This is a genomic window from Pseudarthrobacter sp. BRE9, assembly GCF_031844305.1.
GTDB lineage: Bacteria > Actinomycetota > Actinomycetes > Actinomycetales > Micrococcaceae > Arthrobacter.
Genome location: NZ_JAUZUY010000002.1, coordinates 271740 through 298667, shown reverse-complemented (window position 1 = coordinate 298667; position 26928 = coordinate 271740). Strand labels below are relative to the sequence as shown.

28 protein-coding genes are annotated in these 26928 nt (G+C 65.7%); 12 read left to right on the top strand and 16 right to left on the bottom strand.

From position 1 onward, the window contains the following. Positions 1 to 2: 2 nt before the first annotated feature. Both Q9R31_RS06230 and Q9R31_RS06225 read right to left on the bottom strand, forming a co-directional pair. Positions 3 to 788: a sulfite exporter TauE/SafE family protein gene (locus Q9R31_RS06230; RefSeq protein ID WP_311261874.1), complete on the bottom strand. Its 786-nt coding sequence runs from the start codon at positions 786 to 788 to the stop codon at positions 3 to 5. A 19-nt stretch (positions 789 to 807) separates the two neighbouring features. After that, complete coding sequence (locus Q9R31_RS06225; protein WP_306631171.1) at positions 808 to 1593, bottom strand: ABC transporter ATP-binding protein; 786 nt, start codon at positions 1591 to 1593, stop codon at positions 808 to 810. Between the two features lie 125 nt (positions 1594 to 1718). Between Q9R31_RS06225 and serB the strand changes: the two genes are divergently transcribed. Further along, a complete protein-coding gene (gene serB / locus Q9R31_RS06220) occupies positions 1719 to 2612 on the top strand; it encodes a phosphoserine phosphatase SerB (protein WP_311261873.1) in 894 nt (297 codons plus the stop codon). A gap of 78 nt (positions 2613 to 2690) precedes the next feature. Here serB and Q9R31_RS06215 read toward each other — a convergent pair whose 3' ends face one another. After that, a complete protein-coding gene (locus Q9R31_RS06215) occupies positions 2691 to 3452 on the bottom strand; it encodes an SDR family oxidoreductase (RefSeq protein WP_311261872.1) in 762 nt (253 codons plus the stop codon). Between the two features lie 142 nt (positions 3453 to 3594). Further along, positions 3595 to 4320, bottom strand: a complete 726-nt coding sequence (locus tag Q9R31_RS06210; RefSeq protein WP_311261871.1) for a beta-ketoacyl-ACP reductase — start codon at positions 4318 to 4320, stop codon at positions 3595 to 3597. A 153-nt stretch (positions 4321 to 4473) separates the two neighbouring features. Between Q9R31_RS06210 and Q9R31_RS06205 the strand changes: the two genes are divergently transcribed. From Q9R31_RS06205 to Q9R31_RS06195, 3 genes are read left to right on the top strand one after another with little or no spacing between them, the layout of a single operon-like run. Then, positions 4474 to 4899: a DUF3099 domain-containing protein gene (locus tag Q9R31_RS06205; RefSeq protein WP_311261870.1), complete on the top strand. Its 426-nt coding sequence runs from the start codon at positions 4474 to 4476 to the stop codon at positions 4897 to 4899. Then, complete coding sequence (locus Q9R31_RS06200; protein WP_311261869.1) at positions 4896 to 5156, top strand: hypothetical protein; 261 nt, start codon at positions 4896 to 4898, stop codon at positions 5154 to 5156. The genes Q9R31_RS06205 and Q9R31_RS06200 overlap by 4 nt, the downstream gene beginning before the upstream one ends. Further along, positions 5157 to 6035: an SURF1 family protein gene (locus Q9R31_RS06195; protein ID WP_311261868.1), complete on the top strand. Its 879-nt coding sequence runs from the start codon at positions 5157 to 5159 to the stop codon at positions 6033 to 6035. A gap of 93 nt (positions 6036 to 6128) precedes the next feature. Here Q9R31_RS06195 and Q9R31_RS06190 read toward each other — a convergent pair whose 3' ends face one another. Beyond that, complete coding sequence (locus tag Q9R31_RS06190) at positions 6129 to 7727, bottom strand: ABC-F family ATP-binding cassette domain-containing protein (RefSeq protein ID WP_311261867.1); 1599 nt, start codon at positions 7725 to 7727, stop codon at positions 6129 to 6131. Positions 7728 to 7937: 210 nt separating this feature from the next. On the opposite strand from Q9R31_RS06190, the gene Q9R31_RS06185 reads away from it, so the two are divergent. After that, entirely contained in the window at positions 7938 to 9002 is a 1065-nt protein-coding gene (locus Q9R31_RS06185; RefSeq protein WP_311261866.1) for a spore photoproduct lyase family protein, read from the top strand. Positions 9003 to 9026: 24 nt separating this feature from the next. On the opposite strand, the gene Q9R31_RS06180 is transcribed toward Q9R31_RS06185, so the two are convergent. The 3 genes from Q9R31_RS06180 to Q9R31_RS06170 all read right to left on the bottom strand — a co-directional run bounded on the left by Q9R31_RS06180 (position 9027) and on the right by Q9R31_RS06170 (position 12464). Then, the gene (locus Q9R31_RS06180) at positions 9027 to 10043 is read right to left on the bottom strand and encodes a DUF808 domain-containing protein (RefSeq protein WP_311261865.1); all 1017 of its coding nucleotides are present in this window, start codon (positions 10041 to 10043) and stop codon (positions 9027 to 9029) included. 90 nt (positions 10044 to 10133) lie between these two features. Next, positions 10134 to 10571: a VOC family protein gene (locus Q9R31_RS06175; RefSeq protein ID WP_311261864.1), complete on the bottom strand. Its 438-nt coding sequence runs from the start codon at positions 10569 to 10571 to the stop codon at positions 10134 to 10136. A 60-nt stretch (positions 10572 to 10631) separates the two neighbouring features. Continuing rightward, positions 10632 to 12464 carry a hypothetical protein gene (locus Q9R31_RS06170; RefSeq protein WP_311261863.1) on the bottom strand — a complete coding sequence of 611 codons (1833 nt, stop codon included), beginning with the start codon at positions 12462 to 12464 and terminating at the stop codon, positions 10632 to 10634. 832 nt (positions 12465 to 13296) lie between these two features. On the opposite strand from Q9R31_RS06170, the gene Q9R31_RS06165 reads away from it, so the two are divergent. From Q9R31_RS06165 to Q9R31_RS06155, 3 genes are read left to right on the top strand one after another with little or no spacing between them, the layout of a single operon-like run. Further along, positions 13297 to 13941 (top strand): biotin transporter BioY, encoded by a 645-nt coding sequence (locus Q9R31_RS06165; protein WP_311261862.1) that lies wholly within the window; start codon positions 13297 to 13299, stop codon positions 13939 to 13941. A gap of 11 nt (positions 13942 to 13952) precedes the next feature. Continuing rightward, positions 13953 to 14684, top strand: a complete 732-nt coding sequence (locus Q9R31_RS06160; protein WP_311261861.1) for an ABC transporter ATP-binding protein — start codon at positions 13953 to 13955, stop codon at positions 14682 to 14684. After that, a complete protein-coding gene (locus tag Q9R31_RS06155) occupies positions 14681 to 15304 on the top strand; it encodes an energy-coupling factor transporter transmembrane protein EcfT (RefSeq protein ID WP_311261860.1) in 624 nt (207 codons plus the stop codon). Before Q9R31_RS06160 ends, Q9R31_RS06155 begins: the two co-directional genes overlap by 4 nt. Positions 15305 to 15319: 15 nt before the next feature. Here the strand turns inward: Q9R31_RS06155 and Q9R31_RS06150 are convergent, their stop codons facing one another. After that, complete coding sequence (locus Q9R31_RS06150; protein ID WP_311261859.1) at positions 15320 to 16546, bottom strand: thiolase family protein; 1227 nt, start codon at positions 16544 to 16546, stop codon at positions 15320 to 15322. After that, positions 16509 to 17915, bottom strand: a complete 1407-nt coding sequence (locus Q9R31_RS06145) for an AMP-binding protein (protein ID WP_311261858.1) — start codon at positions 17913 to 17915, stop codon at positions 16509 to 16511. The genes Q9R31_RS06150 and Q9R31_RS06145 overlap by 38 nt, the downstream gene beginning before the upstream one ends. Positions 17916 to 17973: 58 nt before the next feature. On the opposite strand from Q9R31_RS06145, the gene Q9R31_RS06140 reads away from it, so the two are divergent. After that, positions 17974 to 18855, top strand: coding sequence for a neutral zinc metallopeptidase (locus tag Q9R31_RS06140; RefSeq protein ID WP_311261857.1), 882 nt, complete (start codon positions 17974 to 17976; stop codon positions 18853 to 18855). Between the two features lie 147 nt (positions 18856 to 19002). On the opposite strand, the gene Q9R31_RS06135 is transcribed toward Q9R31_RS06140, so the two are convergent. From Q9R31_RS06135 to Q9R31_RS06110, 6 genes are read right to left on the bottom strand one after another with little or no spacing between them, the layout of a single operon-like run. Then, positions 19003 to 19335 carry a metal-sulfur cluster assembly factor gene (locus Q9R31_RS06135; RefSeq protein WP_018761278.1) on the bottom strand — a complete coding sequence of 111 codons (333 nt, stop codon included), beginning with the start codon at positions 19333 to 19335 and terminating at the stop codon, positions 19003 to 19005. A gap of 12 nt (positions 19336 to 19347) precedes the next feature. Next, positions 19348 to 20142, bottom strand: coding sequence for a Fe-S cluster assembly ATPase SufC (gene sufC, locus Q9R31_RS06130; RefSeq protein ID WP_311261856.1), 795 nt, complete (start codon positions 20140 to 20142; stop codon positions 19348 to 19350). Between the two features lie 42 nt (positions 20143 to 20184). Beyond that, entirely contained in the window at positions 20185 to 20541 is a 357-nt protein-coding gene (locus tag Q9R31_RS06125; protein ID WP_311261855.1) for a non-heme iron oxygenase ferredoxin subunit, read from the bottom strand. 20 nt (positions 20542 to 20561) lie between these two features. Next, positions 20562 to 21803 (bottom strand): Fe-S cluster assembly protein SufD, encoded by a 1242-nt coding sequence (gene sufD / locus Q9R31_RS06120; RefSeq protein ID WP_311261854.1) that lies wholly within the window; start codon positions 21801 to 21803, stop codon positions 20562 to 20564. Beyond that, positions 21803 to 23266 (bottom strand): Fe-S cluster assembly protein SufB, encoded by a 1464-nt coding sequence (sufB, locus tag Q9R31_RS06115; protein ID WP_311261853.1) that lies wholly within the window; start codon positions 23264 to 23266, stop codon positions 21803 to 21805. Before sufB ends, sufD begins: the two co-directional genes overlap by 1 nt. 11 nt (positions 23267 to 23277) lie before the next feature. Then, complete coding sequence (locus Q9R31_RS06110) at positions 23278 to 24096, bottom strand: helix-turn-helix transcriptional regulator (protein WP_397428210.1); 819 nt, start codon at positions 24094 to 24096, stop codon at positions 23278 to 23280. A gap of 117 nt (positions 24097 to 24213) precedes the next feature. Here Q9R31_RS06110 and Q9R31_RS06105 point away from each other — a divergent pair, with 117 nt between their 5' ends. Genes Q9R31_RS06105 through Q9R31_RS06095 form a run of 3 tightly spaced genes read left to right on the top strand, consistent with a single transcriptional unit; the run spans position 24214 to position 26916 of the window. Further along, positions 24214 to 25182: an ABC transporter ATP-binding protein gene (locus Q9R31_RS06105; protein ID WP_311261851.1), complete on the top strand. Its 969-nt coding sequence runs from the start codon at positions 24214 to 24216 to the stop codon at positions 25180 to 25182. Next, positions 25179 to 25946 carry an ABC transporter permease gene (locus tag Q9R31_RS06100; protein WP_311261850.1) on the top strand — a complete coding sequence of 256 codons (768 nt, stop codon included), beginning with the start codon at positions 25179 to 25181 and terminating at the stop codon, positions 25944 to 25946. The genes Q9R31_RS06105 and Q9R31_RS06100 overlap by 4 nt, the downstream gene beginning before the upstream one ends. 7 nt (positions 25947 to 25953) lie before the next feature. Beyond that, complete coding sequence (locus Q9R31_RS06095; RefSeq protein WP_311261849.1) at positions 25954 to 26916, top strand: COX15/CtaA family protein; 963 nt, start codon at positions 25954 to 25956, stop codon at positions 26914 to 26916. Positions 26917 to 26928 lie beyond the last annotated feature (12 nt).

The window sequence follows — 26928 nt, the reverse complement described above, 5'->3', positions numbered from 1 at the left end:
GATTATTTCAGCAGGTTGGCGATCATGACCGCCAGGGCCACGATGCCCAGGCTGAAGATCACGGCCCGGAGGACGCGCGGCGAGAGCTTGCGGCCAACCTTCGAACCCAGCACGCCGCCGATGGTGGAGCTGACCGCGATTAGCAGCACCACCAGCCAGTTGATCCGGTCGAAGGCGAACAGCAGGTAGGAGATGGCTGCCACCATGTTGACGCCGAGCACCAGGATGTTCTTCATGGCGTTGGCGTTCTGGATGGTCCCGGTGAGGAACACCCCCAGGATTCCGACCAGCAGGATCCCCTGGGCTGCAACGAAGTAACCGCCGTATACGCCGGCGAGGTAGACGAGGACCACCAGGAGGATGCCGTGGCGTTTGTCCCGGACGGCATGCTCAGGATTGGCCTCGCGGTTGCGCACCCAGTCCTGGAGCCGGGGCTGGAACACCACCATCAGCAGCGCCAGGACCAGCAGGACCGGCGCAACGTAATGGAAGACCTTCTCGGGCAGGTGCAGCAGCAGCCAGGCACCGGAGACGCCGCCCAGGACCGACGCCGGCAGCAGGCGCATAACCTGCCGCCCCCGGCCGGCCAGCTCGCGCCGGTACCCGAAGGCCCCGGCAGCGGTGCCGGCCACCAGGCCCATGGCGTTGCTCATCGAGGCCACCACCGGGGCCACCCCCAGGGCGATCAGGACAGGGAAGGTCACCAGGGTGCCGGAGCCCACCACCGCATTGATGGTGCCGGCCCACAACCCGGCGATGAACACAATGATGCTGCTGAAGAGTTCCAAGGTGCTGTGCAGGCCTGGTCTAGCGGCGTGCTGTGGCGGTGTAGCGTCCCGCGTTTTCGGTCACCGCAAGCGGCAGCCCGAAGGTGGTGCTCAGGTGCTCTTCGGTCAGCACCTCGGTGATAGGTCCGGCCGCCACGACGCCGCCGTCACGCAGCAGCATGGCGTGCGTGAAGCCCGGCGGGACCTCCTCAAGGTGGTGCGTGACCAGGACCATGGCCGGCGCGGCCTCATCGCTGGCGAGTTCGCCAAGCTTGTGGACCAGCTCTTCGCGGCCGCCCAGGTCCAGCCCGGCACCCGGCTCATCCAGGAGCAGCAGTTCCGGGTCCGTCATAAGGGCCCGGGCGATCTGGACGCGCTTACGCTCGCCTTCGGACAGTGTGGCGAAGGTCCTGTTGAGCAAAGGCCCCATGCCCCAGTCGTTCAGCAGCCTGAACGCGCGCCGTTCGTCGTCGCGCTCGTAGCCCTCGCGCCAGCGGCCGGTGACGCCGTAAGCGGCGGTGACCACGACGTTGAGGACGTTCTCGTGTTCCGGGATCTGGGTGGCAAGGGCCGCAGAGGAAAGGCCGATCCGCGGCCGGAGTTCGAATACGTCAACGCGGCCCAGCACTTCGTCGAGGATGCCGGCTGTGCCGCTGCTCGGGTGGAGCCGGGCCGCCGCGATCTGGAGAAGGGTGGTTTTGCCGGCGCCGTTGGGGCCCAGGATGACCCACCGTTCGCCTTCATTGACCTGCCAGTCAACCTTGTCCAGCAGGGTCTTCTTACCTCGGACAACACTGACGGAGTCCAGTTCCAGAACATCACTCATAGGAGTAGACACTAGGACAAAAAAGAAGATGACTGATAACCGGTGTGAAGGCTCCCTAAATGCTCCGCAGCGGTGGGCCGCAACGAATTCCAGCCGCCGCATCTGCGCTGGCTAAGATTGCAGGCATGACTTCGAACGTGACTGCGGTCAGCTATGGCCTCAATGTGACCCCCGCCGGGCTGGAGCAGCTGCGTTCCGTCCTTACATCGCACGGGGCCCAGGTACTGTCCGAATCCGCTCCGGGCAATGACCGGTACCAGGTGCACATCCTTGAGCTGGCCCTTCCCGACGCGACCGAGGCCGGGCTTGCCGCCCTGCGCCGGTCCGTGGCTGATGCCGCCACCGGCGATTTCGACACTGCGGTTGTCCCGGCCGGCCTTCGGTCCGCTGCCCGGAAGCTGCTGATCATGGATGTGGATTCGACGCTCATCCAGCAGGAGGTCATTGAACTCCTGGCCGCCTACGCCGGCAAGCGGGAGGAAGTGGCGGCCGTAACGGAAGCTGCCATGCGTGGCGAACTGGACTTCGCCCAGAGCCTGCACGCCCGGGTGGCGGTGCTCGCGGGGCTGCCGGCCGACGTCGTCCATTCCGTCCGCAACGAGGTGAAACTCAGCGAAGGCGCCGGTGAGCTGGTGGCCGCTTTCAAGGCAGCAGGCCACACGGTGGCAGTGGTGTCCGGCGGCTTCAACCAGATCCTCGAGCCGATCGCCGCCGACCTGGGCCTGGACTACTGGCAGGCCAATGAACTGGAAATCGTGGACGGGGCGCTGACCGGCAAGGTGCTGGGCGCGGTGGTGGACAGGGCCGCCAAGGAGAAGTACCTGCGGGAGTGGGCCGCTGCAGAGGACATCGCCCTGGAGCACACCGTGGCGGTAGGCGACGGCGCCAACGACCTGGACATGCTCGGTGCTGCCGGGATCGGGGTGGCGTTCAACGCCAAGCCCGCCGTCCGGGCCGTGGCCGACGCCGCCCTGAACATGCCGTACCTGGACGCCGTCCGGCACGTCGCCGGGGTCTAGCCGCTCTTAACGGGAAAAGGGACCCACGTCCGCAGGAATTCACCTGCGGGCGTGGGCCCTTTTCACGTGTGTGGGGGCCTAGCTTGCGGGCTGGGCGCCCTTGCCGAAGTAGTCTGCTCCACCGGCGTACTCGGTGTGGCCGGATTCGACGTCGGCCGTTGCCATGCCGGCGACCACGTGGGCGAACTCTTCCACGGAATACAGCTTCCCGGCCTCCGCGCGGCGGGCCTCAATCGCACCCGGGGTGGAGCGGTCCAGGAGTGTGGCGGTGACTGTCCCTTCGATCATGTCGCCGGACACCACCACCAGGGAGATCCCCTTCCCGGCCAGGTTGGGGATGAGTTCACGCAGGGCGTCCTCACCGGCACGCTTGCTGCGGGCCACCGGCTCGTACGCCTCCATGGTGGGCACCGTGTTGATGAAGTGGGCCTGGTGGCTGGTGACGAACACCACGCGGGAGCCTTCCTTCATCAGGGGCACGGCGGCGTTGAGCATGTTGATCTGGGCGTCCCGGTTGAGCTTGAGTGCGTAGTCCTCCCCCATGCCGGTTTCCATGCCGCCCGAGGCGTTAAGCACCAGGACGTCCAGCGAACCGAAGTTCTCCATGGCGGCGCTGGCCAGGGCCTGCACGCCCTCCTGGGTGGTCAGGTCGGCACCCACTGCGACAGCCCGGCCGCCGGCTGCTTCAATGCCCTGCACCACCTTGTTCGCGCGGGGCGCCTTCTGGCGGTAGTTGACGACGACGGCGGCACCCTCCGACGCGAGGATCTTTGCTACGTCGGCGCCGATGCCCCGCGATGATCCCGTGACGATGGCGGTCTTGTTGTCCAGCAGTCCCATTCGAGCTTCCTTTGTTCAAAACATCTAAATCGTTGTGGTCTGCAGTCCATCATGCCAGCGGCTGTTGCCGATATCCCTTGTGCGGCTCCGACAAATAAGGGCCACCCGGCTAGTTTCCTGCAGGGGCAAAAGACCGGAAGAGTCAGTGGCCCATGCCCAGGCCGCCGTCCACCGGGATGACCGCACCGGAGATGTAGGCGGCTTCATTGCTGGCAATCCACCGGACCACGTTGGCGACCTCGCCGGCTTCGGCAAAGCGCCCCGCAGGGATGCTGGCAAGGTAGTCCTTCTGGGTGGCTTCGGGGAGTTCAGCGGTCATGTCGGTGTTGATGAAGCCGGGAGCAACCACGTTGGCGGTGATGCCGCGGGAACCGAGTTCGCGGGTGAGGGACCGGGCGATGCCCACCAGGCCGGCTTTGGAAGCGGAGTAGTTGATCTGGCCCGGGGCACCGTAAAGGCCGGAGACCGAGGAAATGAGGACCACCCGGCCCTTGCGGAGGCGGATCATGCCCTTGGATGCGCGCTTGATGACACGGAAGGCGCCGGTCAGGTTGGTGTCGATGACGGAAGTGAAGTCGTCTTCGCTCATGCGCAGGAGAAGGGTGTCCTTGGTGATGCCGGCGTTGGCCACCAGGACCTCCACAGGACCGTGGGCTGCTTCCACTTCCTTGAAGGCTGCATCCACGGATGCCTCATCGGTGACGTCCGCCTTGACGCCGAGGATTCCCTCCGGCAACTGGGTTTCGCTGCGGTAGGTCACCGCCACCTTGTCGCCGTTGGCAAGGAACGCCTGTGCAATGGCCAGGCCGATGCCGCGGTTGCCGCCGGTGATCAGGACGCTGCGGGGTGCGGAAGCTGTTTCAGTCATAGAGGGGCTCCGGGATTCTGCGGCGGGCTGCGCCGCGGTAGCGGGGTGTGGTTTGGGCTGCCTCCGATCTTAGCGGCAGGCCCGCTGCGGGTTTGGGCAGCACTGCCGATGGTGCGAGAATTGAGGGAAGCCTTTGGAGCGTGATCATTCACCGTGACCCTTGAAAACCATGCGGGACATTCCGCGCCCGAAGAACCGGGCCGGTTCTCCGGCGATACCGAGGTCCACAGCATTACCGACGCCGCCGGGGCGCACTCGGAGGATATGCGCCAGCGGATGATCAAGTACGCGCTGGCCATGGGAATCCGCATGGTGTGCCTGATCATGATCTTCGTGGTGGACGGCTGGTTCAAGGTCATCGCGGTGGCTGGCGCGGTATTCCTGCCCTGGATTGCTGTGGTCATCGCCAACGGCAGCGACAAGGCAGAGGCCCACAGCGACCTGCTGCTGGATTCCGCTCCCCTGGCCGAGATTGAGAGCCCGGTTCTTCCGCATCCGGAAGACGAACCGGGCAGCGCTGTTCTTCAAGGCGAACTGATAAAGGATGAGGACCCCGGGGAGGAGCGGCAGGCATCATGAGTCTTTTCGATTTCGCGGCAGGATCGGACGTGGCATCCGGGACCGCCATGTGCTCACGGAAGGCGTGCAGGGCCCAGGCGTCCTGGCAGCTCCTCTGGAACAACCCCAAAATCCATGCCCCCGAGCGCCGCAAGATTTGGCTTGCCTGCGGCGATCACCGCGAATGGCTGGAGGACTACCTGCAGACCCGGGGTCTGTGGAAGGAAACGCTCCCCCTGTCGGCCAGCGACGACGGTTCACTGGCGCAGGACATCTGAATGTACCGGTTCCTTTTTTCCAGCAAATGGCTGGGCTATCTCCTGCTGGCCGCGATCTTTGCCACCGCGTGCGTCTTCCTGGGCCGCTGGCAGATGGACCGGCGTGCGGAGACGCTGGCCGAGATCAACAGGGTGGTCAGCAATTACTCGGCCACGCCCATCCCCTTCGCCCAGGCACGGGACCAGTTCAACCAGCTGGACCCGGCCAAGGAGTGGACCCAGGTTGAGCTGAAGGGCTCCTATGATGCTGCCGGCCAGCGCATTGTCCGCAACCGGCCGCTTAACGGGCAGCCCGGCTATGAGGTGGTGGTCCCCTTCCGCCTCACCACCGGCGAAGCAGTAGTCATCGACCGCGGCTGGCTGCCCATCGGAAACAAGAATCCGGGCAGCCCGGATGCCGTGCCGGCACCCCCCTCCGGCGAGGTCACCGCCGTCGTTCGCCTGAAGCATGGTGAGCCGGAACTTCAGCGCGGGGCGCCCGAGGGCCAGCTCGCGTCCATCGACCTGCCGACTTATGCTGCGCAGGTGGGCTATCCCCTGCTCACGGGCGCCTACGGCCAGCTGGCGTCGGAAACGCCTCCGTCCCCCGACATGCCCGTGGCGTTCCCCAAGCCATCCACTGACGAGGGGACCCACCTGTCCTATTCGCTGCAGTGGTTCGCCTTCGGTGTTCTCATGTTCGTGGGCTTCGGCTACGCGGCCCGGCAGCAGGCCCGCAATGCAGCGATCGACGCGGAGGACATGGAAGAGAGCCAGGCGGACGGCGCCGTCCATTCGGCCGTCCCCACTGCCCGCCGCCGGCCGGCCCCGCCACGCAAACGCAGGAAGGCGACAGCGGAGGAAGAGGAAGATGCCCTCCTGGACGCGCAGGGGTATTGAGGCTTTGAAGTACGACGGCGGCCCTTGGTTCGTTGCGCTTGTTCCATCCGCTTCGCAACGCGCGACTACGGGTGCCCGGGGTGGGACCGAGCCTTAGGCCAGGGTGATCAGGTCCAGGTAGTCCTCGTTCCAAAGGTCTTCGACGCCGTCAGGAAGCATGACCACGCGTTCGGGGTTCAGGGCTTCGACAGCGCCTTCGTCGTGGCTGACCAGGACGACGGCGCCGGTGTAGTTGCGCAGGGCGCCGAGAATTTCGGCGCGGCTGGCGGGGTCGAGGTTGTTGGTGGGTTCGTCGAGGAGGAGGACGTTGGCGCTGGAAGCAACGATGGTGGCCAGGGCCAGGCGGGTCTTCTCGCCGCCGGACAGCACGCCGGCGGGCTTGTCGACGTCGTCACCCGAGAACAGGAATGAGCCGAGAATGCCTCGCACCTCGGCGTCCTTCATGTCGGGCGCGGCGGAGCGCATATTTTCGAGTACCGTGCGGTCGTGGTCCAGGGTTTCGTGTTCCTGGGCGTAGTAACCCACCTTCAGCCCGTGACCGGGGATGACCTCGCCGGTGTCCGGGGTGTCCACGCCCGCGAGCATGCGCAGCAGCGTGGTCTTGCCGGCGCCGTTGAGGCCCAGGATGACCACCTTGGAACCGCGGTCGATGGCCAGGTCCACGTCGGTGAAGATTTCCAGCGAGCCGTAGGACTTGCTGAGCCCGTCCGCGGTGAGCGGGGTCTTGCCGCAGGGTGACGGGTCGGGGAACCGGAGCGCTGCCACGCGGTCCTGCTCGCGGACGGCTTCCAGGCCGCTGAGCAGCCGTTCGGCGCGCTTGGCCATGTTCTGTGCGGCAACAGCCTTGGTGGCCTTGGCCCGCATCTTGTTGGCCTGGTCCATGAGGACCTGCGCCTTCTTCTCGGCGTTGGCCCGTTCACGCTTCCGGGCGCGCTCGTCCGTCTCCCGCTGCTGGAGATACCGCTTCCAGTCCATGTTGTAGAAGTCGATTTGGGCGCGGTTGGCGTCCAGCAGGAACACCTTGTTGACCGTGGCTTCCAGCAGGTCGGTGTCGTGGCTGATGACGATCAGGCCGCCCTGGTGGTTTTTCAGGAAGTCACGCAGCCAGGCGATGGAATCGGCGTCAAGGTGGTTGGTGGGTTCGTCCAGGAGCATCGTTTCGGCGTCCGAGTAGAGGATGCGGGCGAGCTCCACGCGGCGCCGCTGGCCACCGGACAGCGTTTTGAGCGGCTGGTTCAGCAGGCGGTCCGGGAGGGCCAGGTTGGAGCAGATTGACGCAGCCTCGGCCTCGGCAGCGTAACCGCCGGCTGCGAGGAATTCGGACTCCAGCCGGTCATACCGGTTCATGGCCTTGCGCTGGACGTCGTCGTCTTCGCTGGCCATTTCGTCGTGCGCCTTGCGGAGTTTCCCGACGACGATGTCAAGGCCGCGTGCAGAGAGAATCCGGTCCCGGGCCAGCTGCTCCATGTCGGGGGTCCGGGGGTCCTGGGGGAGGTAGCCGATTTCGCCGCTGCGGGTCACCTTGCCGGCTGCGGGAAGGCCTTCGCCTGCGAGGACCCGCGTCAGGGTGGTCTTCCCGGCCCCGTTGCGGCCCACCAGCCCGATCTTGTCCCCTTTATCGATGCGGAAGCTCACCTGGTCCATCAGGAGCCGGGCACCGGCGCGCAGTTCAAGATCCTGGACAGTAATCACAGCAGGTAAGGCCTTTCACAACAGGGAACGCCACGGTCCGCGCACATAGTACGAAGGGACGCTGGGGCAGAGTGGCCGGAGAACGGCACAATCCAGTCTACCGTCCGGCGGGCAGCGCAGTTTCATCAACGACATCCTGGGGGAAATTGCCGGCTGATGCCGTGGGCTTAACTGCAGGATGCCGGCCCGGGGGTCATGGAGAATGTGGTCATGGAATTCGATCGGCTGCTCCAGATCCGGCGCATCTATGCGCAGCCGGCCGCTTTGGAGCTGTCCCGGGGCCGGGAGATCGTGGCACGGTGGCCGGATGCCGACGTCGTACTGGTGGATAACCATTGGAACATTCCGGACGTGCATGGTGACGAAACCAATGTCCCGCGCTGGTCACGGATCAAAACGGAGGCGCTGGTCCTGGGCGTCAAGAAGTCGTTGTCCGTCAAGCCGAACGGCCGGTCAGCGGACTTCATTGCGCCCTCAACGGCCAACGGGTGCGCCATGGCCTGTGCCTACTGCTACGTGCCCCGCCACAAGGGTTACAGCAACCCGGTCACCGTCTTCGCCAATATTGGCCAAATCGCCGGAGCAATCGAGCGGCACGCCGCCCGCCAGGGGATCAAGCTGGAGCCGAATCAGTGTGACCCGGAGCTCTGGGTCTACGACATCGGCGAGAACAGCGACTGTTCGGTGGATGCGCTGATCAGCGACAACGTGGAGGAACTTGTCACGCTTTTCCGCGAACTGCCCAACGCCAAGCTGTCCTTCGCCACCAAATTCGTCAACCCGGCAATGCTGCGCTGGGACCATGGCGGGCATACCCGGATCCGCTTTTCGCTGATGCCCGCGGACCTGGCGAAATCCATCGACGTCCGGACGTCACCAGTGGCGGAACGGATGGAGGCCATCAACGATTTCGTTGAGGCCGGCTACGAGGTCCATGTGAACTTCTCCCCCGTCATCATCACCGACACCTGGCTCGCGGACTGGGAGCAGCTGCTGCGCCAACTCGACGCAACCCTGACACCGGCAGCCAAGGCGCAGCTGGCCGCGGAGGTCATCTTCCTGACCCACAACGAGCAGCTGCACCAGGTCAACCTGGGCTGGCATCCACAGGCCGAGAACGTCCTGTGGCGTCCCGACCTTCAGGAGGGGAAAGTTTCCTCGAACGGTTTCAGCAATGTCCGGTACCGGGCACGGGCAAAGGCGGGGTACGTCCGCCAGCTGACCGCGCTGATTGCGGATGTGGCCCCGTACTGCCGCATCCGTTACGCGTTCTAGGGCGTCCTGCGGACGGACCGGGAGTTATCGTCCCTCATGCTTCTCCGGCTGATGGCTGTCGGCCCGTGCCTTTGCGGCATCTTCTTCGTGGCCGCCCTTCGCCTTGCCGAACGGCAGCACCTTCAGCAGCGGGCCCACAACGGCCAGGACGACGAGGCCCCAGGCGAGTCCGAGGACCGCTGAGCACAGGGTGTTGACGAGCCATCCCAGGAGGCCGCCGACTACCGGAATCCCTGCTGCGGGGGTTTCGACGGCGTGGACCAGGTCGTAAGGTCCGTGCCAGCCAAGGTCGTGGGCTCCCTGCAGCATGATGTGGCCGCCAACCCAGAGCATCGCGATTGTGCCGATGAAGGTAATGGTGGCCAGCACAGCCGGCATGCCCCTCACCAGGAGCCTGCCGAAGCGCTGGGAACGGGCAGAGTCCTTGGCGGCCAGGTGCACTCCGATGTCGTCCATCTTGACGATCAGTGCGACGGCGCCATACACGAGCACCGTGATGGCGAACGCCACCATGACCAGGATGAACGCACGGACCCAGATGGACTCCGTAGCCACCTCGTTCATCGAGATGACCATGATCTCGCAGGACAGGATGAAGTCGGTAGTAATGGCGCCCTTGACAACCGTGGCCTCGGCGTCGGGCCCGCGTTCCACTGACGGGGAATCCTCGTTCTCGTGGTGAGTGCCGCGCAGTTTGTGCCAGACCTTTTCAGCGCCCTCGTAGCAGAGGTAGGTGCCACCCAGCATGAGGATGTAGGGAATGACTCCGGGAACGAAGGCGCTGATGAGCAGCAGTGCCGGGAGTATGATCAGCAGTTTGTTCCGGATCGAGCCCCAAAAGATCCGCTTGATCATGGGCAGTTCGCGGGACGGGTCGGCCCCCGAAACGTACTGCGGGGTGACGGCGGCGTCGTCGATCACGACGCCGGCGGCCTTGGCCCCCGCCTTGGCGGCGCCGGCGGCAACGTCGTCCACGGAGGCCGCCGCAATCCGGGCCAGGGCTGCGACGTCATCGAGCAGGGCAACGAGACCGCCGCTCACAGTTGGCCTCCGCGCAGCTCGGTAACGGGCCGATGGGTATAAAGGGCTGGGTGCGAGATGGGCATCTTCGGAGTATATTGCAGCAGGCGGTCAGCCTTTCTTCAGTTCCTCGGCGAGCATCACAATGATGCCGCTGGGCCCCCGGACGTAGGCGAGTTTATAGACGTCCCCGTACGTTGCCACGCCGCGCAGGGGGTGGCAGCCGTGCCCCGCCGCAATCTCCAGTGCCGCCTCGATATCGTCCACTGAGAAAGCAACCCGGTGCATGCCGATCTCGTTGGGCAGAGTTGGCAGGGTCTCGATCGCCGCGGGGTGGATGTACTCGAAAAGCTCGAGGCGGCCGTGGCCGTCCGGCGTCTGAAGCATGGCTATCTTGGCGTGGTTGCCGTCGAGGCCAACGGCCGTATCGGCCCATTCTCCACTGACCGTCTGACGCCCCAGGACGGTGAGCCCGAGGTCAGTGAAGAACGCAATCGCCGATTCCAGGTCCCGGACTGCAATGCCGACGTTCTCTAATTTGATGGGCATGCGGCACACGTTACCAAGTCGGTGACCCTCCGTAGGGACAGGAGCCCGAGTCCCTGATAATCAGGAGATGTAGTAGCCGCTTGGGCTCCAGTGGATGACGCCGCCCTGATAGTTCTGAGCCACGCTTCCGTCATTCCCTGTCGCGTATTCATCACTTGTGGGGTAGCCGAGGCGGCCTGATTCAAACCCCGTGGAGGCCCAGATTGTGCGGATGGCCCCGACGGAGATGTGGGCTCCTGTTCCGGGTGACCAGATGATCGCGCCGCCCTGGTAGTTCTGGTACACGCCGCCGTCCCTGAGTCCGCCCACTTCGTCGGTGGTCGGGTAGCCGAGCCTGCCGTTTTCAAACCCGGTGGCTGCCCACAGGCCGCGGATCGCCCCGACGGAGATGTGGGCTCCTGTTGCCGGTGACCAGATGATCGCCCCGCCCTGGTAGTTCTGGTAGACGCCGCCGTCCCTGAGTCCGCCCACTTCGTCCGTGGTCGGGTAGCCGAGCCTGCCGTTTTCAAACCCTGTAGCTGCCCACAGGCCGCGGATCGCCCCGACGGAGATGTGGGCCCCGGATGCGGGCGACCAGAGGATGCATCCGCGTTCAAAGCATTGGTACCCGCCGTTGTCCTTGAGCCCGTAGATCTCTCCTGTGGTGGCTGCGCCAAGAGCGCCATTCAGCGAAGCTGCCTTGGCTGCGATGGGACTCTGTCCGGCCGGAGGCGCGGTGACACTGCCACCGCCGCGCGGGTCGTAGTAGTGCCAGTACCGGCTTGTGGCGTTGACGTCGGCAAGCAGCAACAGGCCGCTGTCTGCCGTGCCGCTCGCGGCACTGTTGATGTTTTGCTTCGTCGACGTCACGTTGTGCACGTACTGGTCGGCATCGACGATCCGGGCCGTTTTCGTGGTGGTGAAGCTGATTTTGTCGAGCGGGGTGGACTTTTCGTAGATCGCACCGCCCGAGGTGCTGCAGACACCGGCGTTCGTCGTGCCGCCCGGCTTTGGATAGGTAGCGAAGGTACGCAGCCTCTGGGTGCTCTCGTCAATCATGACGATCACCCGGTTGGGGCATTCCGCGACGGTAGCGATCGTGTGCGCGGACCACGTGGTTCCACTCAGCGCCAACAGCTGGATCAGCGGTTGGGATGCGGATATGTACGAGGTCTTGATTGCCGCGAACACGCGGCCGCCTGAGGAGTCCAGCCACTTGAGGTTCATGTGATCATCGCTGCTGCGCTGCCCCGACACGGCCGCCACTGGACTACTCCAGGCCGTGTTTGACGCCCCATCGACGTGGTAGCTCCAGTACATGCCGTCGGTGGAGTCCCCCACCTGCCGGCTCCACATGACACCGATCTTCCCGTCGAAGGCAATCACGGCCGATGTATCGTCCACAGAGACGTTGCTCATCGATCCAGGAACCTGGAAGGGGGTGCCCCAGGTCTTGCCGTCCGTGGCCGTCGCGTTGAGGTAGATCTTGTTTCCCTGCTGCCACGTGGCCCAGATCCTGCCAGTGGAGTCCTTGTCGATGGTCAGGACCTCAACTTTGGAGTTGTTGATCTGGGTGGAACCCAGCAGCGTGTATTTCTTGGCGGCGGAGTCGTAGCTGTAACGCCGCATCGTGGTGGGATTGTTCGGTTCAGCCGGCAGGCCGTCGTCGACAAACCGGTAGCTGGCGACATACAGGGTTTGCCCGTCCCACAACACGTCATGATGGGTGCCCGGGCGCGGTTCAGTTGCCACTCCCGTGTCCACCCAGGAACTGGTCGCGGCATTGAACCTGAAGATATGGAAATCGGACGTGGCAGAACTCCACAGGTTCCCCCACCAGGAGCCGTCGTTGAACCACAACGAACTGACGGCCCGCTTGGTACCCGTGGGGGTCGCCGTGCCGGAATGCGACATATCCTGAACGCCGACATCACCCGTGGCAGCCGTCGCCGGCATGGGTACCACCAGAGCAGCCAGCGCAACCAACATTGCTGCCAAGAGTGCAGAGAGCCGTAGATGCGGCCACCGGCGCGGACGGGGGCCAGCCACGCGATCAACGCCACCCCTTAAGAAATACGTGGAGGCCCTGGAACTGCCACCACGTTCGACCCTGCGGAAAAACGGAAAAATAATCAATTTAGTCCCCAATAGTTGAATGCCGACGCCAAATCCCAGTTCGTTCAGTGTCATTGCTCAAGGCATCTAAAACAATCCCGGGCTCCCCCTAATTGGTGCCCCTAAACCGCACCAGAAAAGACCGTACTTTTCCTGCTTTTGCGTTGGTTCCACAGCGGTGATTGCAGTGAACAGCGTTTCATGCAGTCGGCAGGGTGGTGGCGGACGGTAGCGGCGCAGGTGGTCATCGGCTTCGGAAGCGTCCCAAAACCTGTGGGTTCGGAAATCAGCGTTTCGAAATATCACATTGGATTGCCGTGCCGGCCAATCTTTAGCAGGAAGTACAGCCGGCCGGCGTCGGTCCAAACGTTCGTCCACTGTTCAAAACGTCGGTCCAAAGAATTCCCGATTGGAAGCCCGGTGCCATTGAAAATTAACCAGTAGTGCGCACTTCAGCGGGGTTGGGGACCAGAAATGCTCAGGAAATAACAAACCCTATTCCAGGACACCTTGTGCCCAGCCCAAAGGAGCCGGGGCCGCTTAGTAGATTTCCTACAAAGTAGGCCCTGTTCCACCCCGGTAGCGTCGGCTGTACATTAGATTCCGCTTGTACAACCCCGACAGGACCGCCATGAGCAACACCCACACCACCCCTAAGAACAGCCCGCGGGCGGAGCGCCGCCGCTGGAACGGCACGGACCTTGGGCTGATCGCCGTTTTTGCCGCCCTCGTGGCCGGCGCAGCCCTGGTGCCGGGACTGGCCGTGAACGGCTTCGGCGTCCCCATCACCTTCCAGACACTTGCCGTTATGCTCACCGGGCTGGTGCTGGGCCCCGCCCGCGGATTCGCCGCCGTCGGACTCTACACCCTCCTTGGCCTCGCCGGCCTGCCCATCTTCAGCCAGGGCCGCAGCGGCCTGGGCATCCTTGCCGGGCCCTCGGCCGGCTACATCATCGCGTTCCCCATCGCCGCGGGCGTCGTGGGATGGCTGGCCACTGTGGTGATCAAACGCACCACCAAGACCCGCGCCCTCTGGTTCTTCCTGTCTGCCACGGCCACGAGCATTGTGGTCGTGCACTCCCTGGGCATCGTGGGCATCGCCATGAACTCCAAGGCGACCCTGGAGCAGGCCTTCCTGGGCGACCTGGTCTTCTACCCGGGGGACATCATCAAGAATGTCCTCGCGGCCGCAATCGCCGTCGCCCTGCACCGGGCCTTCCCCGACGTCCTGGTGCGCCGCGTGCGCCGGCGTGCCCTGGCCGCCGAAAGCGCCTAGGACCCGACGCCATGCCTGCAGTGACCTTTGACCAGGTGGCGGTCGCCGTCGAAACGGAGAACTCCGCGCACCCCAAAGTCCTCCTTGAAGCGGTGACCCTACGGCTCGAGGAAGCACGCGTGGGTGTCATCGGCGCCAACGGCTCCGGAAAGTCCACCATGCTGCGCCTGGTCAACGGGCTCATCCAGCCCACCAGCGGCAGGGTCACGGTCGACGGCGATGACACGGTGCATGCCGTACGCAGAGTCAGGCGGAACGTCGGCTTCGTCTTCACCGATCCCCTCTCCCAGCTGGTGATGCCCACCGGCAGGGAGGATGTGGAGCTGTCCCTGCGCCGCTCCGTGAAGAACGGCCACGAACGGGGCCGCCAGGCCGAGGCAGCGCTTGAACGGCTGGGACTCCAGCACCTGGCGGACCAGAGCATCTACGAGCTGTCAGGCGGCGAACGGCAACTGATGGCGCTCGCCGCCGTGCTTGCCGTAAACCCCTCGGTGCTGGTCCTGGATGAACCCTCCACGCTCCTTGACCTCCGCAACCGTGAGTTGCTCCGCAGGACGCTGGCTAGTCTGGACCAGCAGATCATCATGTCCACCCATGACCTTGACCTGGCTCTGGAGATGGATCGCGTCCTGGTCATTGAAGCGGGCCGCGTGGCATTTGACGGGGCCCCCGCCGAAGCCGTGGCAGCCTACCGTTCCTGGTGCCTGCAAGGGCTTAACGCTCCTGGGCGGGATGCCCCGTGAGGGGGCACGGGTTCCTCCTGGCAAACTATGTGCCGGGCAACTCCCTGCTTCACCGGGCGCCGCCGGCGCTGAAGTTCGCGCTGGTCTTTGCGTGCGGGCTGGCGTCCTTCATCATCGTGGACTGGCGTATCTCCGCAGCCGTGCTGGCCGTTCTCACCGGTCTCTTCCTCTTAGCCGGCGCCGGCGCGAAGCGGCTCTGGGGGGCGGTCCGGCCGCTCGCTCCGGTGCTGCTGGTCATCGGGCTCTTCCAATGGTGGCAGCTGGGCGGGCCCACAGCGGCCCGGATCGTGCTGAACATCCTGGTCTGCGTCGTGGCAGCGTCCCTGCTCACCGCCACCACGCCCATTCAGCGGCTCCTGGATGGCGTTGTCCGGGTGGCGGGACCCTTCAAAAGATTCGGCGCTGATCCGGAACGCTTCGCGCTGACCATCGGCATCATGCTCCGCAGCATCCCGTTTATCGCCGGCACGTTCGCCGACGTCCGGGACTCCGCCAGGGCCAGGGGCCTGGAGCGCAACCCGCGGGCGTTGATCCTGCCGGTGTTCATCACCTCTGTGGCCTACGCCCGCCAAACCGGTGAAGCGCTCGCCGCGCGCGGCCTGGGCGAGGCCGAAGACTAAACGGCCCTGAAGCTCTCAGCCGGCCAGCAGCCGGTATTCAAGCAATGCTGCGGCCCCCATGCCACCGGCCATGCTGATCATCGCCAGCCCCAACGTGCCCGACGTGCCGGCCCTCCTTGCCTGGGCGAGCAGCCGGGTCACCAGGACGGCCCCGGACGCACCGTAGGCGTGCCCCAGCGCCAGCGCACCACCGTCCAGGTTAGCCCTGTCAGGATCGATGCCAAGCTGGTCCAGGCAGGCAAGGGCCTGGGACGCGAACGCCTCATTGAACTCCACCAGGTCTACCGCGCCGGCTGAAACGCCGGCCGCGGCCAGCACCTCCCGGGCTGCGGGCGCAGCACCGATCCCCAGCTCCCCTGGTGCGACACCGGCGGTGCCGGTGCCGCGCACCAACAGTCCGTCGCGTGCCCGCAGGTGGCGTGCGCGCTCAAGGGAGGTGATGACGACGGCGGATGCAGCGTCCGCATCGAAGCAGGAGTTGCCGGCGGTGACAGTTCCTCCGGGCACGAAGGCGGCCGGGAACCGTGCCATGATGGCGGGGCTGAGGCCGGCGCGCGGCCCGCCGTCAGTGGAAACAGTCCCGGCAGCGGTGTCCAGCGCCACGAGTTCGCCTGCAAAATGGCCCTCCCTGATGGCAGCGAGGGCTTTCCGGTGGCTGGCCAGTGCGAAGGCATCCTGGCGGTCCCTGCCGACACCGTATTGCGCCGCCACGTTTTCCGCGGCGACGCCCATGTCCGGATCCCCGAAGCTGGCCGGCACGAACTGGGCCCGGCGGTAGAACTCCGGGCCGCCGTCGTCCTTCCGGTGGGCGCGCAGGGGCGCGGTACTGGTACTCTCCACCCCCCCGGCCAGATACAGGGGGCTGCCGCCGGCCGCCACGAGCCGGGCGGCGAGGACGATGGCGTCCAGGCCTGAGCCGCACTGCCGGTCCACCGTTATCCCGGGCACGGTGACGGGCAGCCCCGCCTGCAGCAGGGCCAGCCTGGCGACGTTTCCGCCGCCGCCCACGGCGTTGCCGATCACGACGTCGGCAACGGACTCCGGAGCCAGTGACAGCTCAGTGACAAGCCCGCGCAGGACCGGCGCCAGGAGCTCATGCGCCCGCAGGGTCCGCAGGGCTCCGTTGACGGGGCACACGGGCGTCCGGCGCGCGGCGATAATCACCGGCTGGCGGTCAGGTGGCAGGAGCCCGGCCGGCACGGCGTCAGCCACCAAGGGGCCGCACCCTGGGGTCCCGCGCATTGATCCACTCCAGCAGCAGGCTCCGGCTGACCTTTCCACGGTCCGTGGTGGGAAGTTCCGGCAGGAGGTAGTACTGCAGTGGCCGCTTGTGCCGGGACAGGGTGTCCTCCAGGCCGGCCCGCAGCTGGGTTGCGCTGAGCCCGCCATGGGACGCGACCACCCCCGCCACTACCCGCTGGCCGCGCAGATCGTCCGGCATGCCGGCTGCCACCGCCGCCGCCACGCCGGGGACCGCCGCCAGCGCCAGTTCCACCTCGTGCGGGTAGACGTTCCTTCCGGCGGTAAGGATCATGTCGGCACGCCGGCCAAGGATATGCAGCTCCCCGTCCACAAGGTAGCCCTGGTCCCCCACCGTGTACCAGTCGCCGAAGGACCGCAGCGCCTCGCCGTCGTCACCCCACAGGTAGCCGTTGCTCACCATGCCGCTGCGCACGCAGATGTTGCCGTAGCCGCCGTCCGGAACCACACCGCCCTCGTCATCGAGGATCCTGACGTCGACGCCGGGAAAGGGCCGCCCGATTCCCGTACCGCCCGCGGCAGCAACCTGCCCTGCGGCCAGCCCAAGGCCGGAGACGAAGCTCAACTCGGAGGCGCCGTAGTACTCGTAGATGGTGGCGTTCGGGGCCCAGCGCCTGGCGGCTTCCAGGGTGCGGGCATCAAGTTTGGAGCCGGCACAGATGATGGTCCGGATTCCGGAAGCATCCACGCACCCTGTCATCCCCCGTTCGCTGAGCATCCGCAGCATGGTGGGTACCAGGACCAGCCGGGTGACCCTGTCGTGCGTGATGGCAGCGTGGACGTCGCCGACGTCGAAGGTCTCCAGCGTCTGGAACTCGGACCCGGCGTACAGGCATTCGGCCAGGGCATAGAGGTTCAGGCTCGCCGCAAGCGGGCCGGGCGCAAGGGTGACGTCGTCCTGGCGAAGCCCGAAGAACTCGATCGAGGCTTCGAAGGACTGCTGCCACGACCGGCGGGAGCGGGTGAATGCCTTGGGCACGGACGTGGTGCCGGAGGTGAGGCCAATGAGGAAGCTGGAGTCAGGCGGGCCATCGGCCAGGTCCTCGTCCGGGGAGACCGGGGCCGGAACGGCGCACGCCTCCACCCGCCGGACAATGTCCTCCTGCAGGGAGGCGGCCCACGATGGGTCCAGGACGGCGCACTGGCGGCTGCCGGCCACCGCGGCCGCGAACCTCACGGCGAAGTCCACGGAGTTGGACTCGCACAGGGTGCTGACCGACTTCATCTCCGGCACGAGTCCGGCGGCGGCATCCAGCAGCTCCGCCCAGGCCAGGCGCCGCCCGGCGATCACCAGGGCGGTGTCGTGCGGCCGTTGCCCAGCCCAGAGCTGGATCTTGTCGAGGAAAGGCACGGACCAACTTTACCGGCCGCCATGGGTTGAGCCCCCGGCCCGCGGGTAATGTGACGATATGAGTTTCAATGACAACGTGCAGCTTGATCCCTCCCAGGTCCAGGACCGGCGGGGCATGGGCAACGGCGTGAAAGTCGGTGGCGGAATCGGTGGCGGACTGGTGCTGCTCGTTGCCCTCCTGCTGGGCATTAACCCCAACATGCTCGGCGGGTTGACCGACGGCGGAACCGCCGGCCAGTCCCAGGGCACGGCGCCGGCCTGCAACACCGGAGCGGACGCCGATGCCCGGCTTGACTGCCGGATCACCGGCACCGTCAACAGCCTTAATGCGTTCTGGCCCGGCTACCTGAAGCAGTACAACGTGCAGTACCCCCGCCCGGAGGCAGTGATCTTCAGCGGCGGCACCAACACCGGGTGCGGGTCAGCCACCTCCGAGGTGGGGCCCTTCTACTGCCCCACGGACACCACCGCGTACTTCGATCCCGGCTTCTTCCAGGAACTGGTGGACCGCTTTGGTTCCTCCGGCGGCCCCCTGGCACAGGAATACGTCGTGGCGCACGAATTCGGCCACCACGTCCAGAACCTCCTGGGCGACCTGGGGCGGGCGCAGCAGGATCCGCAGGGACCGGAGTCAGGTTCCGTCCGCACAGAGCTGCAGGCCGACTGCTACGCCGGCTTGTGGGCCAAATACGCCTCCACGACACCGAACCCCGCCACCGGCCAGCCGTACCTGGAACCCCTCACCCAGCAGGACGTGAACGATGCGTTGTCGGCGGCCGCGTCCGTGGGCGATGACCGGATCCAGAAGGCCGCCACCGGCCGTGTCTCCCCCGAGGGCTGGACGCACGGGTCCAGTGAAGAACGCCAGCGCTGGTTCACCCGGGGCTACCAGTCCGGCGACATCAAACAGTGCGACACCTTCAGCGCCGCCACCCTCTAACCCCATCGATTGCTCCGTACCTGTCGTTTCACGCGTGATAACGGCAGGTACGGAGCAATCGATGGCGGGCGCCGGCGGGAGGGAGCGGGGACGACGACGGCGGGTCACCTTTCCCGGGAAAGGTGACCCGCCGTCGTCGTACTTTATTCAGATGTTGAAGCCGAGGGCCCTCATCTGGTCCTTGCCGTCGTCGGTGATCCGCTCCGGACCCCAGGGCGGCATCCATACCCAGTTAAGGCGCCAGTCGTCCACGACGCCGTCCAGCGCCTGGCCCACCTGCTCCTCGAGCACGTCGGTGAGCGGGCAGGCGGCTGTAGTCAGCGTCATGTCGATCAGGAGCGCACCGTCGTCGTCGGAGTACTTCAGGCCGTACAACAGCCCCAAGTCCACAACGTTGACGCCAAGCTCAGGGTCGATCACGTCCTTGAGCGCCTCTTCGACGTCCTCCAGGGCCGTGCGGCCCGGCTTAATTTCGGTCATGACAAGTCCTTACTAGGCCTGTACTGCGGCTTCAGCGGCGATGGTGGCAGCGCCGGCGCCCTTGGCGTAGCGGTCGTAGCCCTCTTCCTCGAGGCGGTCGGCGAGCTCGGGGCCGCCCTCCTCGACAACCTGGCCGTCCACGAACACGTGGACGAACTCAGGCTTGATATAGCGCAGGATGCGGGTGTAGTGGGTGATGAGCAGCGTGCCCATGTTGCCCTCGGAGTGCGCACGGTTGACGCCCTCGGACACGATCTTCAGTGCGTCAACGTCCAGGCCGGAGTCGGTCTCGTCCAGGACGGCGAACTTGGGCTTGAAGAGCTCCAGCTGCAGGATCTCCACGCGCTTCTTTTCGCCGCCGGAGAAGCCTTCGTTGACGTTGCGCTGGGCGAAGTCGGCGTCGATGCGCAGCTGCTCCATGGCGGCCTTGACGTCCTTGGTCCAGGTGCGCAGGGCAGGCGCCTGCCCGTCGATGGCAGTCTTGGCGGTGCGCAGGAAGTTGGTCATGGTGACGCCGGGGACCTCTACCGGGTACTGCATGGCCAGGAAGAGGCCTGCCCGGGCACGTTCGTCAACGCTCATGGCCAGGACGTCTTCGCCGTCCAGGGTGATGGTGCCGCTGGTGACGGTGTAGCGGGGGTGGCCTGCGATGGTGGAGGCCAGGGTGGACTTGCCCGAGCCGTTGGGGCCCATGATGGCGTGCGTTTCGCCGGTCCTGATGGTCAGGCTGACGCCTTTCAGGATCTCCTTGGTGCCCTGTTCCGTCTCAATGCTGACGTGCAGGTCCTTGATCTCAAGAGTTGACATGCTCTTCTTTCTTTTCGCTCGTAAGTCTGGTGCTGCGGGCGCTCAGTAGTTGTTTACTGCTGCGCCGTTCAAAACGTTGGTGACGTCCACGTAGATGTCGTCTCCGTCGAGTTCGACGGCGAACACCGGCACGGGATCGTAGGCGGGGAGCTGGAGCGGCTGGCCGCTGCGCAGGTCGAACTGGGAGCCATGCCCCCAGCACTCAATGGCGCAGCCTTCCACGTCGCCTTCGGACAGTGAGATGTCCGCATGCGAGCAGGTGTCACCGATGGCATGGATGTCCCCCATCGAGTCCCGGACCACGGCTACTGGATAGCCGTCCACCAGGATGCGCAGCGCCTGCTTGACCTTGATGTCATTGGCGCTGCACACCAGCTCACCCTTGGGTTTGCCGCTCATACGTTCCTGCCTGCCTGTCTCTAGTAGTCGATTGCCGTGAGTTCGCGTTCCACAGCCACGGTCAGGCGCTCTTCGAGGGCCGGGACCTTGATCTGCTGGATGATCTCATTCAGGAAGCCGCGGACCACCAGCCGGCGGGCAACATCTTCGGGGATGCCGCGGGCCATCAGGTAGAACAGGTGCTCGTCATCGAAGCGGCCGGTGGAGCTGGCGTGGCCTGCACCCTGAATCAGGCCGGTCTCGATTTCGAGGTTGGGCACGGAGTCCGCGCGGCAGCCGTCGGTGAGGACCAGGTTCTGGTTCTTCTCGTAGGAGTCGGTGCCTTCGGCCTGCTTCTGGATCAGCACGTCGCCAACCCAGACCGTGTGCGCACCCTTGCCCTGCAGCGCGCCCTTGTACAGGACGTTGGACTTGCAGTTGGCTACGTTGTGGTCCACGAACGAGCGGTGCTCCAGGTGCTGGCCGGCATCGGCGAAATAGAGGCCCAGGAGCTCAGCCTCGGCTCCTTCCCCGGCGAACCGGACGTTGGAGTTCAAGCGGACAATCTTGCCACCAAGCGTGACGGCGATGTGCTTGTACACGGCGTCCTTGGCAACCTCGGCGTCGTGCTGTGCCAGGTGGTTGGCGTCGTCTTCCCACAGCTGCACGGAGACCACCGTCAAGTGGGCACCCTCGCGGACCAGGACCTCAACGTTGCCGTTATGGTCCGCGGTGCCGTCGTGCTCGATGATCACGACCGAGCGGCTGTTGACTCCCGCTTCGATCACGACGTGGGAGTTGGTGCGGCGGCCCGCGCCGTTGCCTGTCAGGACCAGGCGCACCGGCACGTCCAGCTCAGCGTTCGCCGGGATGGAGATGAACTGGGCTTCCACGGCATTGGCGGATGCCACGACGGCGGCACGGTCGGCCGGGACAAGGGTGGCGCCACGAGGGGCCTCACCTGCATGGAGGGTCCGCTGCACCACGGTCGCCGGCGCCTCGAACGAAACGCCCAGGGCGCCGGTCTCCGAGGCGGAATCGGAGAGGAGGTTGGCCAGTTCACGCACCGGCGTAAAGCGCCATTCCTCTTCCCGCCCGTTGGGCAGGGCGAAGTCGGCCACGTCCTGGCTGGTAAGCCGCTCGGCGCGGGAGGCCATGACCTGCGTGCCATGGCTGTGGTGGCGGTCCACCTTGGAGGCGACGAGGTGCTCGCCCTCCTCGGTGAAGCCGGAAATCGACGGTGCGCCGATGCGCGCCTTTTCGGTAGTTGCTTCGGCAGTCATTAACCGACGGATCCTTCCATCTGGAGTTCGATGAGGCGGTTCAGCTCAAGGGCGTATTCCATGGGCAGTTCGCGGGCGATTGGCTCAATGAAGCCGCGCACGATCATGGCCATGGCCTCGTCCTCGCGCATGCCGCGGGACATGAGGTAGAAGAGCTGTTCCTCGCTGACGCGGGAAACGGTGGCCTCGTGTCCCAGCTGGACATCGTCCTCGCGGATGTCGATGTACGGGTAGGTGTCCGACCGGGAAATGGTGTCCACCAGGAGGGCGTCGCAGCGCACGGTGTTGGCCGAGTGCTTGGCTCCTTCACGGATCTGGACCAGGCCGCGGTATGCCGCACGGCCGCCGCCACGGGCCACCGACTTGGAAACGATCGAGCTCTTGGTGTTCGGCGCGATGTGCACCATCTTGGAGCCCGTGTCCTGGTGCTGGCCTTCGCCGGCAAACGCGATCGAGAGGGTCTCGCCCTTGGCGCCCTCACCGACGAGGTAGACGGCCGGGTACTTCATGGTGACCTTGGAGCCGATGTTGCCATCAACCCATTCCATGGTGGCGCCGGCTTCGCAGACAGCGCGCTTGGTGACCAGGTTGTACACGTTGTTGGACCAGTTCTGGATGGTGGTGTAGCGGACGCGGGCGCCCTTCTTCACGATGATCTCCACGACGGCGGAGTGCAGCGAGTCAGAGGTGTAGATCGGAGCCGTGCAGCCTTCGATGTAGTGGACGTAGGAGTCCTCGTCGGCGATGATCAGCGTGCGCTCGAACTGGCCCATGTTTTCCGTGTTGATGCGGAAGTAGGCCTGCAGGGGGATGTCAACATGGACGCCCTTGGGCACGTACACGAACGATCCGCCGGACCAGACTGCCGTGTTCAGCGAGGCGAACTTGTTGTCGCCCACCGGGATCACGGTGCCGAAGTACTCCTGGAAGATCTCCGGGTGTTCCTTCAGCGCGGTGTCGGTGTCCAGGAAGATGACGCCCTGGGCCTCGAGGTCCTCGCGGATCTGGTGGTAGACAACCTCGGACTCGTACTGCGCCGCGACGCCGGACACCAGCCGGCTGCGCTCGGCTTCGGGGATGCCGAGCTTCTCGTAGGTGTTGCGGATGTCCTCCGGGAGGTCTTCCCAGGTGGCGGCCTGCTTCTCCGTGGAGCGGACGAAGTACTTGATGTTGTCGAAGTCGATGCCTGAGAGGTCTGCACCCCAGGTGGGCATGGGCTTGCGGTCGAAGTACTTCAGGCCCTTCAGCCGGAGGTCGAGCATCCATTCGGGCTCGCTCTTCTTGGCCGAAATGTCCCGGACTACCTCTTCATCGAGACCACGCCGCGCATTGGCGCCGACGTCATTCTTGTCGGCCCAGCCGTACTCGTAGTTGCCGATGCCGTGGAGCTCGGGATTCTTTTCCAGAATCTCCGAGATCACAGTGTTTTCGGCTACTGCTTTCTCTGATAGTTGGTCCGTCATCACGGCCTTTCTTACTGATGGTTGTTTACTTCGTCCAGGCTGGCGGGGGCTGCTTCCGGCGCGGTGGCCGGTTTGGCAGACAGCCTGCCTGTAGGTATGTGGGTGGTGCAGACGTGGCCGCCGCGCGCGAGGGTGGAGAGGCGGCGCACGTCAACTCCCACCAGTCTTGAGAAGACTTCGGTTTCGACGTCGCAGAACACCGGGAAGCGGGCGGCGAGCTGCTGGATGGGGCAGTGGCCCTGGCAGAGCTGCACGCTCGAGAGCGCCGCGGGCAGGGGTGCCTTCGCCTCAATGGACGCGGCGGAGGCAACGAAGTTGTCGCGGGTCAGGGCCGCTGCGAGGGCCGCGGCGCGGTCCCGGATGTCCGGCCCGGCCTGCTCGATTTCGGGTGCGTAGCGCCGCTCCATGTCCGCAAAGCGTTCCTCGGCGAAGGCGCGCACCGCATCCGGGCCGGCCACCTTCTGCAGCTGCTGAAGCGCAAGGGCGGCGATGCCCAGGTAGTCGTTGCCCAGGCTGGACTGGCCCTGGGAGCTGAGGACGTAGCGGCGGGCGGGGCGGCCGGCACCTGCTCCGGGCTTGGCCACCCGCTTGACTTCGATGACACCAGCACGCGAGAGGTGGTCCAGGTGGCGGCGAACCGCGGCCGGGGTGAACCCCAGCATGTCTCCCAGTTCGGCCGCGCTGACAGGCCCGTGCTCCAGGACGGCAGCGAGGACCCGGTCCCGGGTACGCTCGTCCGCATCAGCCACCGGGCTGGCTGCCGCAGAACTGGCTGCCTCAGGACTGGGCCCGGCCACGGGCACAGCAGTAGCGTTGGTCATGGAATACACAACACAATCATGTCGTAATTTAGTCCCGCGCTCCAGTAAGGGCAGGCTGACCTCGGCTGGCGGAGCCGCATGGCCGGGAGGGACGTCGAGAAATACTACATCCCGTAGAATACTGTGGTGCGATCCCCCCAGTCCCCCGTCCTGTCCATCCATGGGCTTATCAAGGACGTAGGCCCCCTTTCCAGCCTGGACGGAAAGATGCTCAGGGTTGTCAGCGGCGTTTCCCTCGTCGCGGAACGCGGCCAGGTAACCGCCCTCCTCGGCGCGAACGGTGCCGGAAAAACCACCACCCTTGAATGCGCCCAGGGCCTGCAGAAGCGCAGCGGCGGCAGCATCTCGCTGCTGGGCCAGGACCCTGCGGCGGCAGGTGCCGACCTGCGCTCCCGCGTCGGCGTGATGCTGCAGGACGGCGGGCTCCCGCCGTCGGCAAGGCCCCTGCCGCTGCTGCGGCACATCGCCGGGCTGTACTCACGCCCGTGGCCGCTGGAAGACCTGGTGGGCAGGCTGGGCATCGACACCTTCAGCCGGACGAGCGTCCGCAGGTTGTCCGGCGGCCAGAAACAGCGCCTTGCACTTGCCGCCGCCCTGATCGGCAGGCCCGAAGTACTGTTCCTTGATGAGCCAAGTGCCGGCCTGGACCCGCAGTCGCGGCAGCTGGTGTTCGACCTGATCTCGGAACTGCGGGACAGCGGGATGGGGATCATCCTCACCACCCACCTGATGGATGACGCCCAGCGCCTGGCGGACTACGTGTACATCATCGACGGCGGACGCAACGTTGCCGAAGGAACGGTCCAGGAGCTGCTGCAGCGCCGCCCGGCCGCGGAGCAGGGCGCCGACCACGTCCGAACGCTGGTGTTCGAGGCCCCGGCCGGCCTGGACCTGTCCGCCGTCCTTCCGGACGACGTTGACGTTTCCGAAGCCCGCGCCGGGAGCTACACCGTCACCGGCGCCCTGACGCCGCGCCACCTCTCAGCCCTGGCCCAGTGGTGGGAAGCGAAGGGAATCATGCCGGCATCGCTGAGCCTTGAGGCGCGTAGCCTTGAAGACGTCTTTTTGGACATTTCAGGAAAGGACATCCGATGAGCGTCCCGGCATTGCAGGAGGCGCAGCAGCCGGCCTCACTGCTGCGGCGTGTCCTGCTTCAGGGCAAATATGAGGCTGTGACCATGCTGCGGAACGGCGAGCAGCTGATCCTTGCGGTGGTGCTGCCGCTGCTGGCCCTTGTTGGCCTGACGGTGACCCCTTTCCTGGACGGAATGGGCTCCAGCCGCATCAACGTGGCCGTCCCCGGCATCCTTGCCCTCTGCGCCATGTCCACGGCCTTCACCGGGCAGGGCATCGCCACTGGTTTCGACCGCCGCTACGGAGTGCTCCGGTTCCTGTCCACCACGCCATTGGGCCGCGGTGGCCTGATAGCCGGCAAAGTCCTCTCGGTCCTGGCAGTCCTTTGCATCCAGGTGGTGGTGGTGGGCCTGGTAGCCCTTGCGCTGGGATGGCAGCCGACGGCGGCGGGCTGGCTCCCGGGGCTGGCACTGCTCGCGCTGGGCGCGGCGGCCTTTACCGCACTGGGGCTGCTGGTGGCCGGAACCGTGCGGCCCGAGGCGACCTTGGCCATCACCAACCTGCTCTGGATCCTCCTCGGAGCCATGGGTGGAATCGTCATTCCCGCCGAAAGACTGCCCGCCGCGGCGCAGGCCGTTGTACATTTCCTGCCTTCCGGCGCCCTGGGCGAATCGATGCGGGCCGCTTTCCTGGGCGGCGCCGTGAACGGCGGCGCTGCCCTCATCCTGCTGCTCTGGACGGTTATCGCCGGGGCCGCAGCCATCCGTTGGTTCAAGTGGAATTGAGATAATCGTGACCACGGCTTCACGCCTCCCCCAGTTCGCCGGCCGCCTGGCGTCGCGGCTCCCACGCACCGTGGATGTCCGCGTCCGCCGTCTCGCCGTCGCCTCCCTGATCGGCCAGACGCTTCTGGTGGTGACCGGCGGCGCCGTACGGCTGACTGCTTCAGGCCTTGGCTGCCCCACCTGGCCCCGCTGCACCCCGGACTCCCTGGTGAACACTGCAGAGATGGGCATCCACGGCTTCATCGAGTTCGGGAACCGGCTCCTGACGTTCGCGCTGGCCGCCGTGGCCGCCCTGATGCTCGTTTACTTGTGGAACCTGCGGAAGGAACGCAAGGACCTCTTCCTCCTGGCCCTGGGCCTGCTGGCCAGCATCCCGGCCCAGGCGGTGATCGGCGGCGTCACGGTCCTCACCAACCTCAACCCGTGGGTGGTGGGCCTGCACTTCCTGGTGTCCATGGCCCTGGTGGTGTTTTCCACCCTTCTGGTCAACCGTGCCTTCGGCCGGACCGGCCGGTTCCTTGCCGGCCGCCCCGCGGCACTGCCCGCTGTCCTGCGTCCGGTGACAGCCGCCGTCGCCCTTTTCTCCGCCGTCGCCGTGATGCTCGGCGTGGTGGTCACGGGGGCCGGCCCGCATGCCGGTGACGCCGATGCTCCCCGCAACGATCTGGACTGGGATCTGTTCTCCCACATCCATGCTGTGCCGGCCTACCTTGTCACCGCCGGAACCGTGGTGGCCCTCGTGCTGGTCATCAAGCGCAGCATCAGGGGCCCCTTCCGGACCGCCGTCCTGGCCCTCTTGGGAGTCACGGTGCTGCAGGCCATCATCGGGTTCACGCAGTATTACAACGGCATTCCGGCGTTGCTGGTGGCGGCCCACATGCTCGGCGCTGCCCTGCTGATGGCCGCATCGACGAACGCCTGGGACATTGCCCGCTCCAGTCCCGTTGCCTCCTTCAGGGCAGCGAAGTAGGCACGCCCTTCA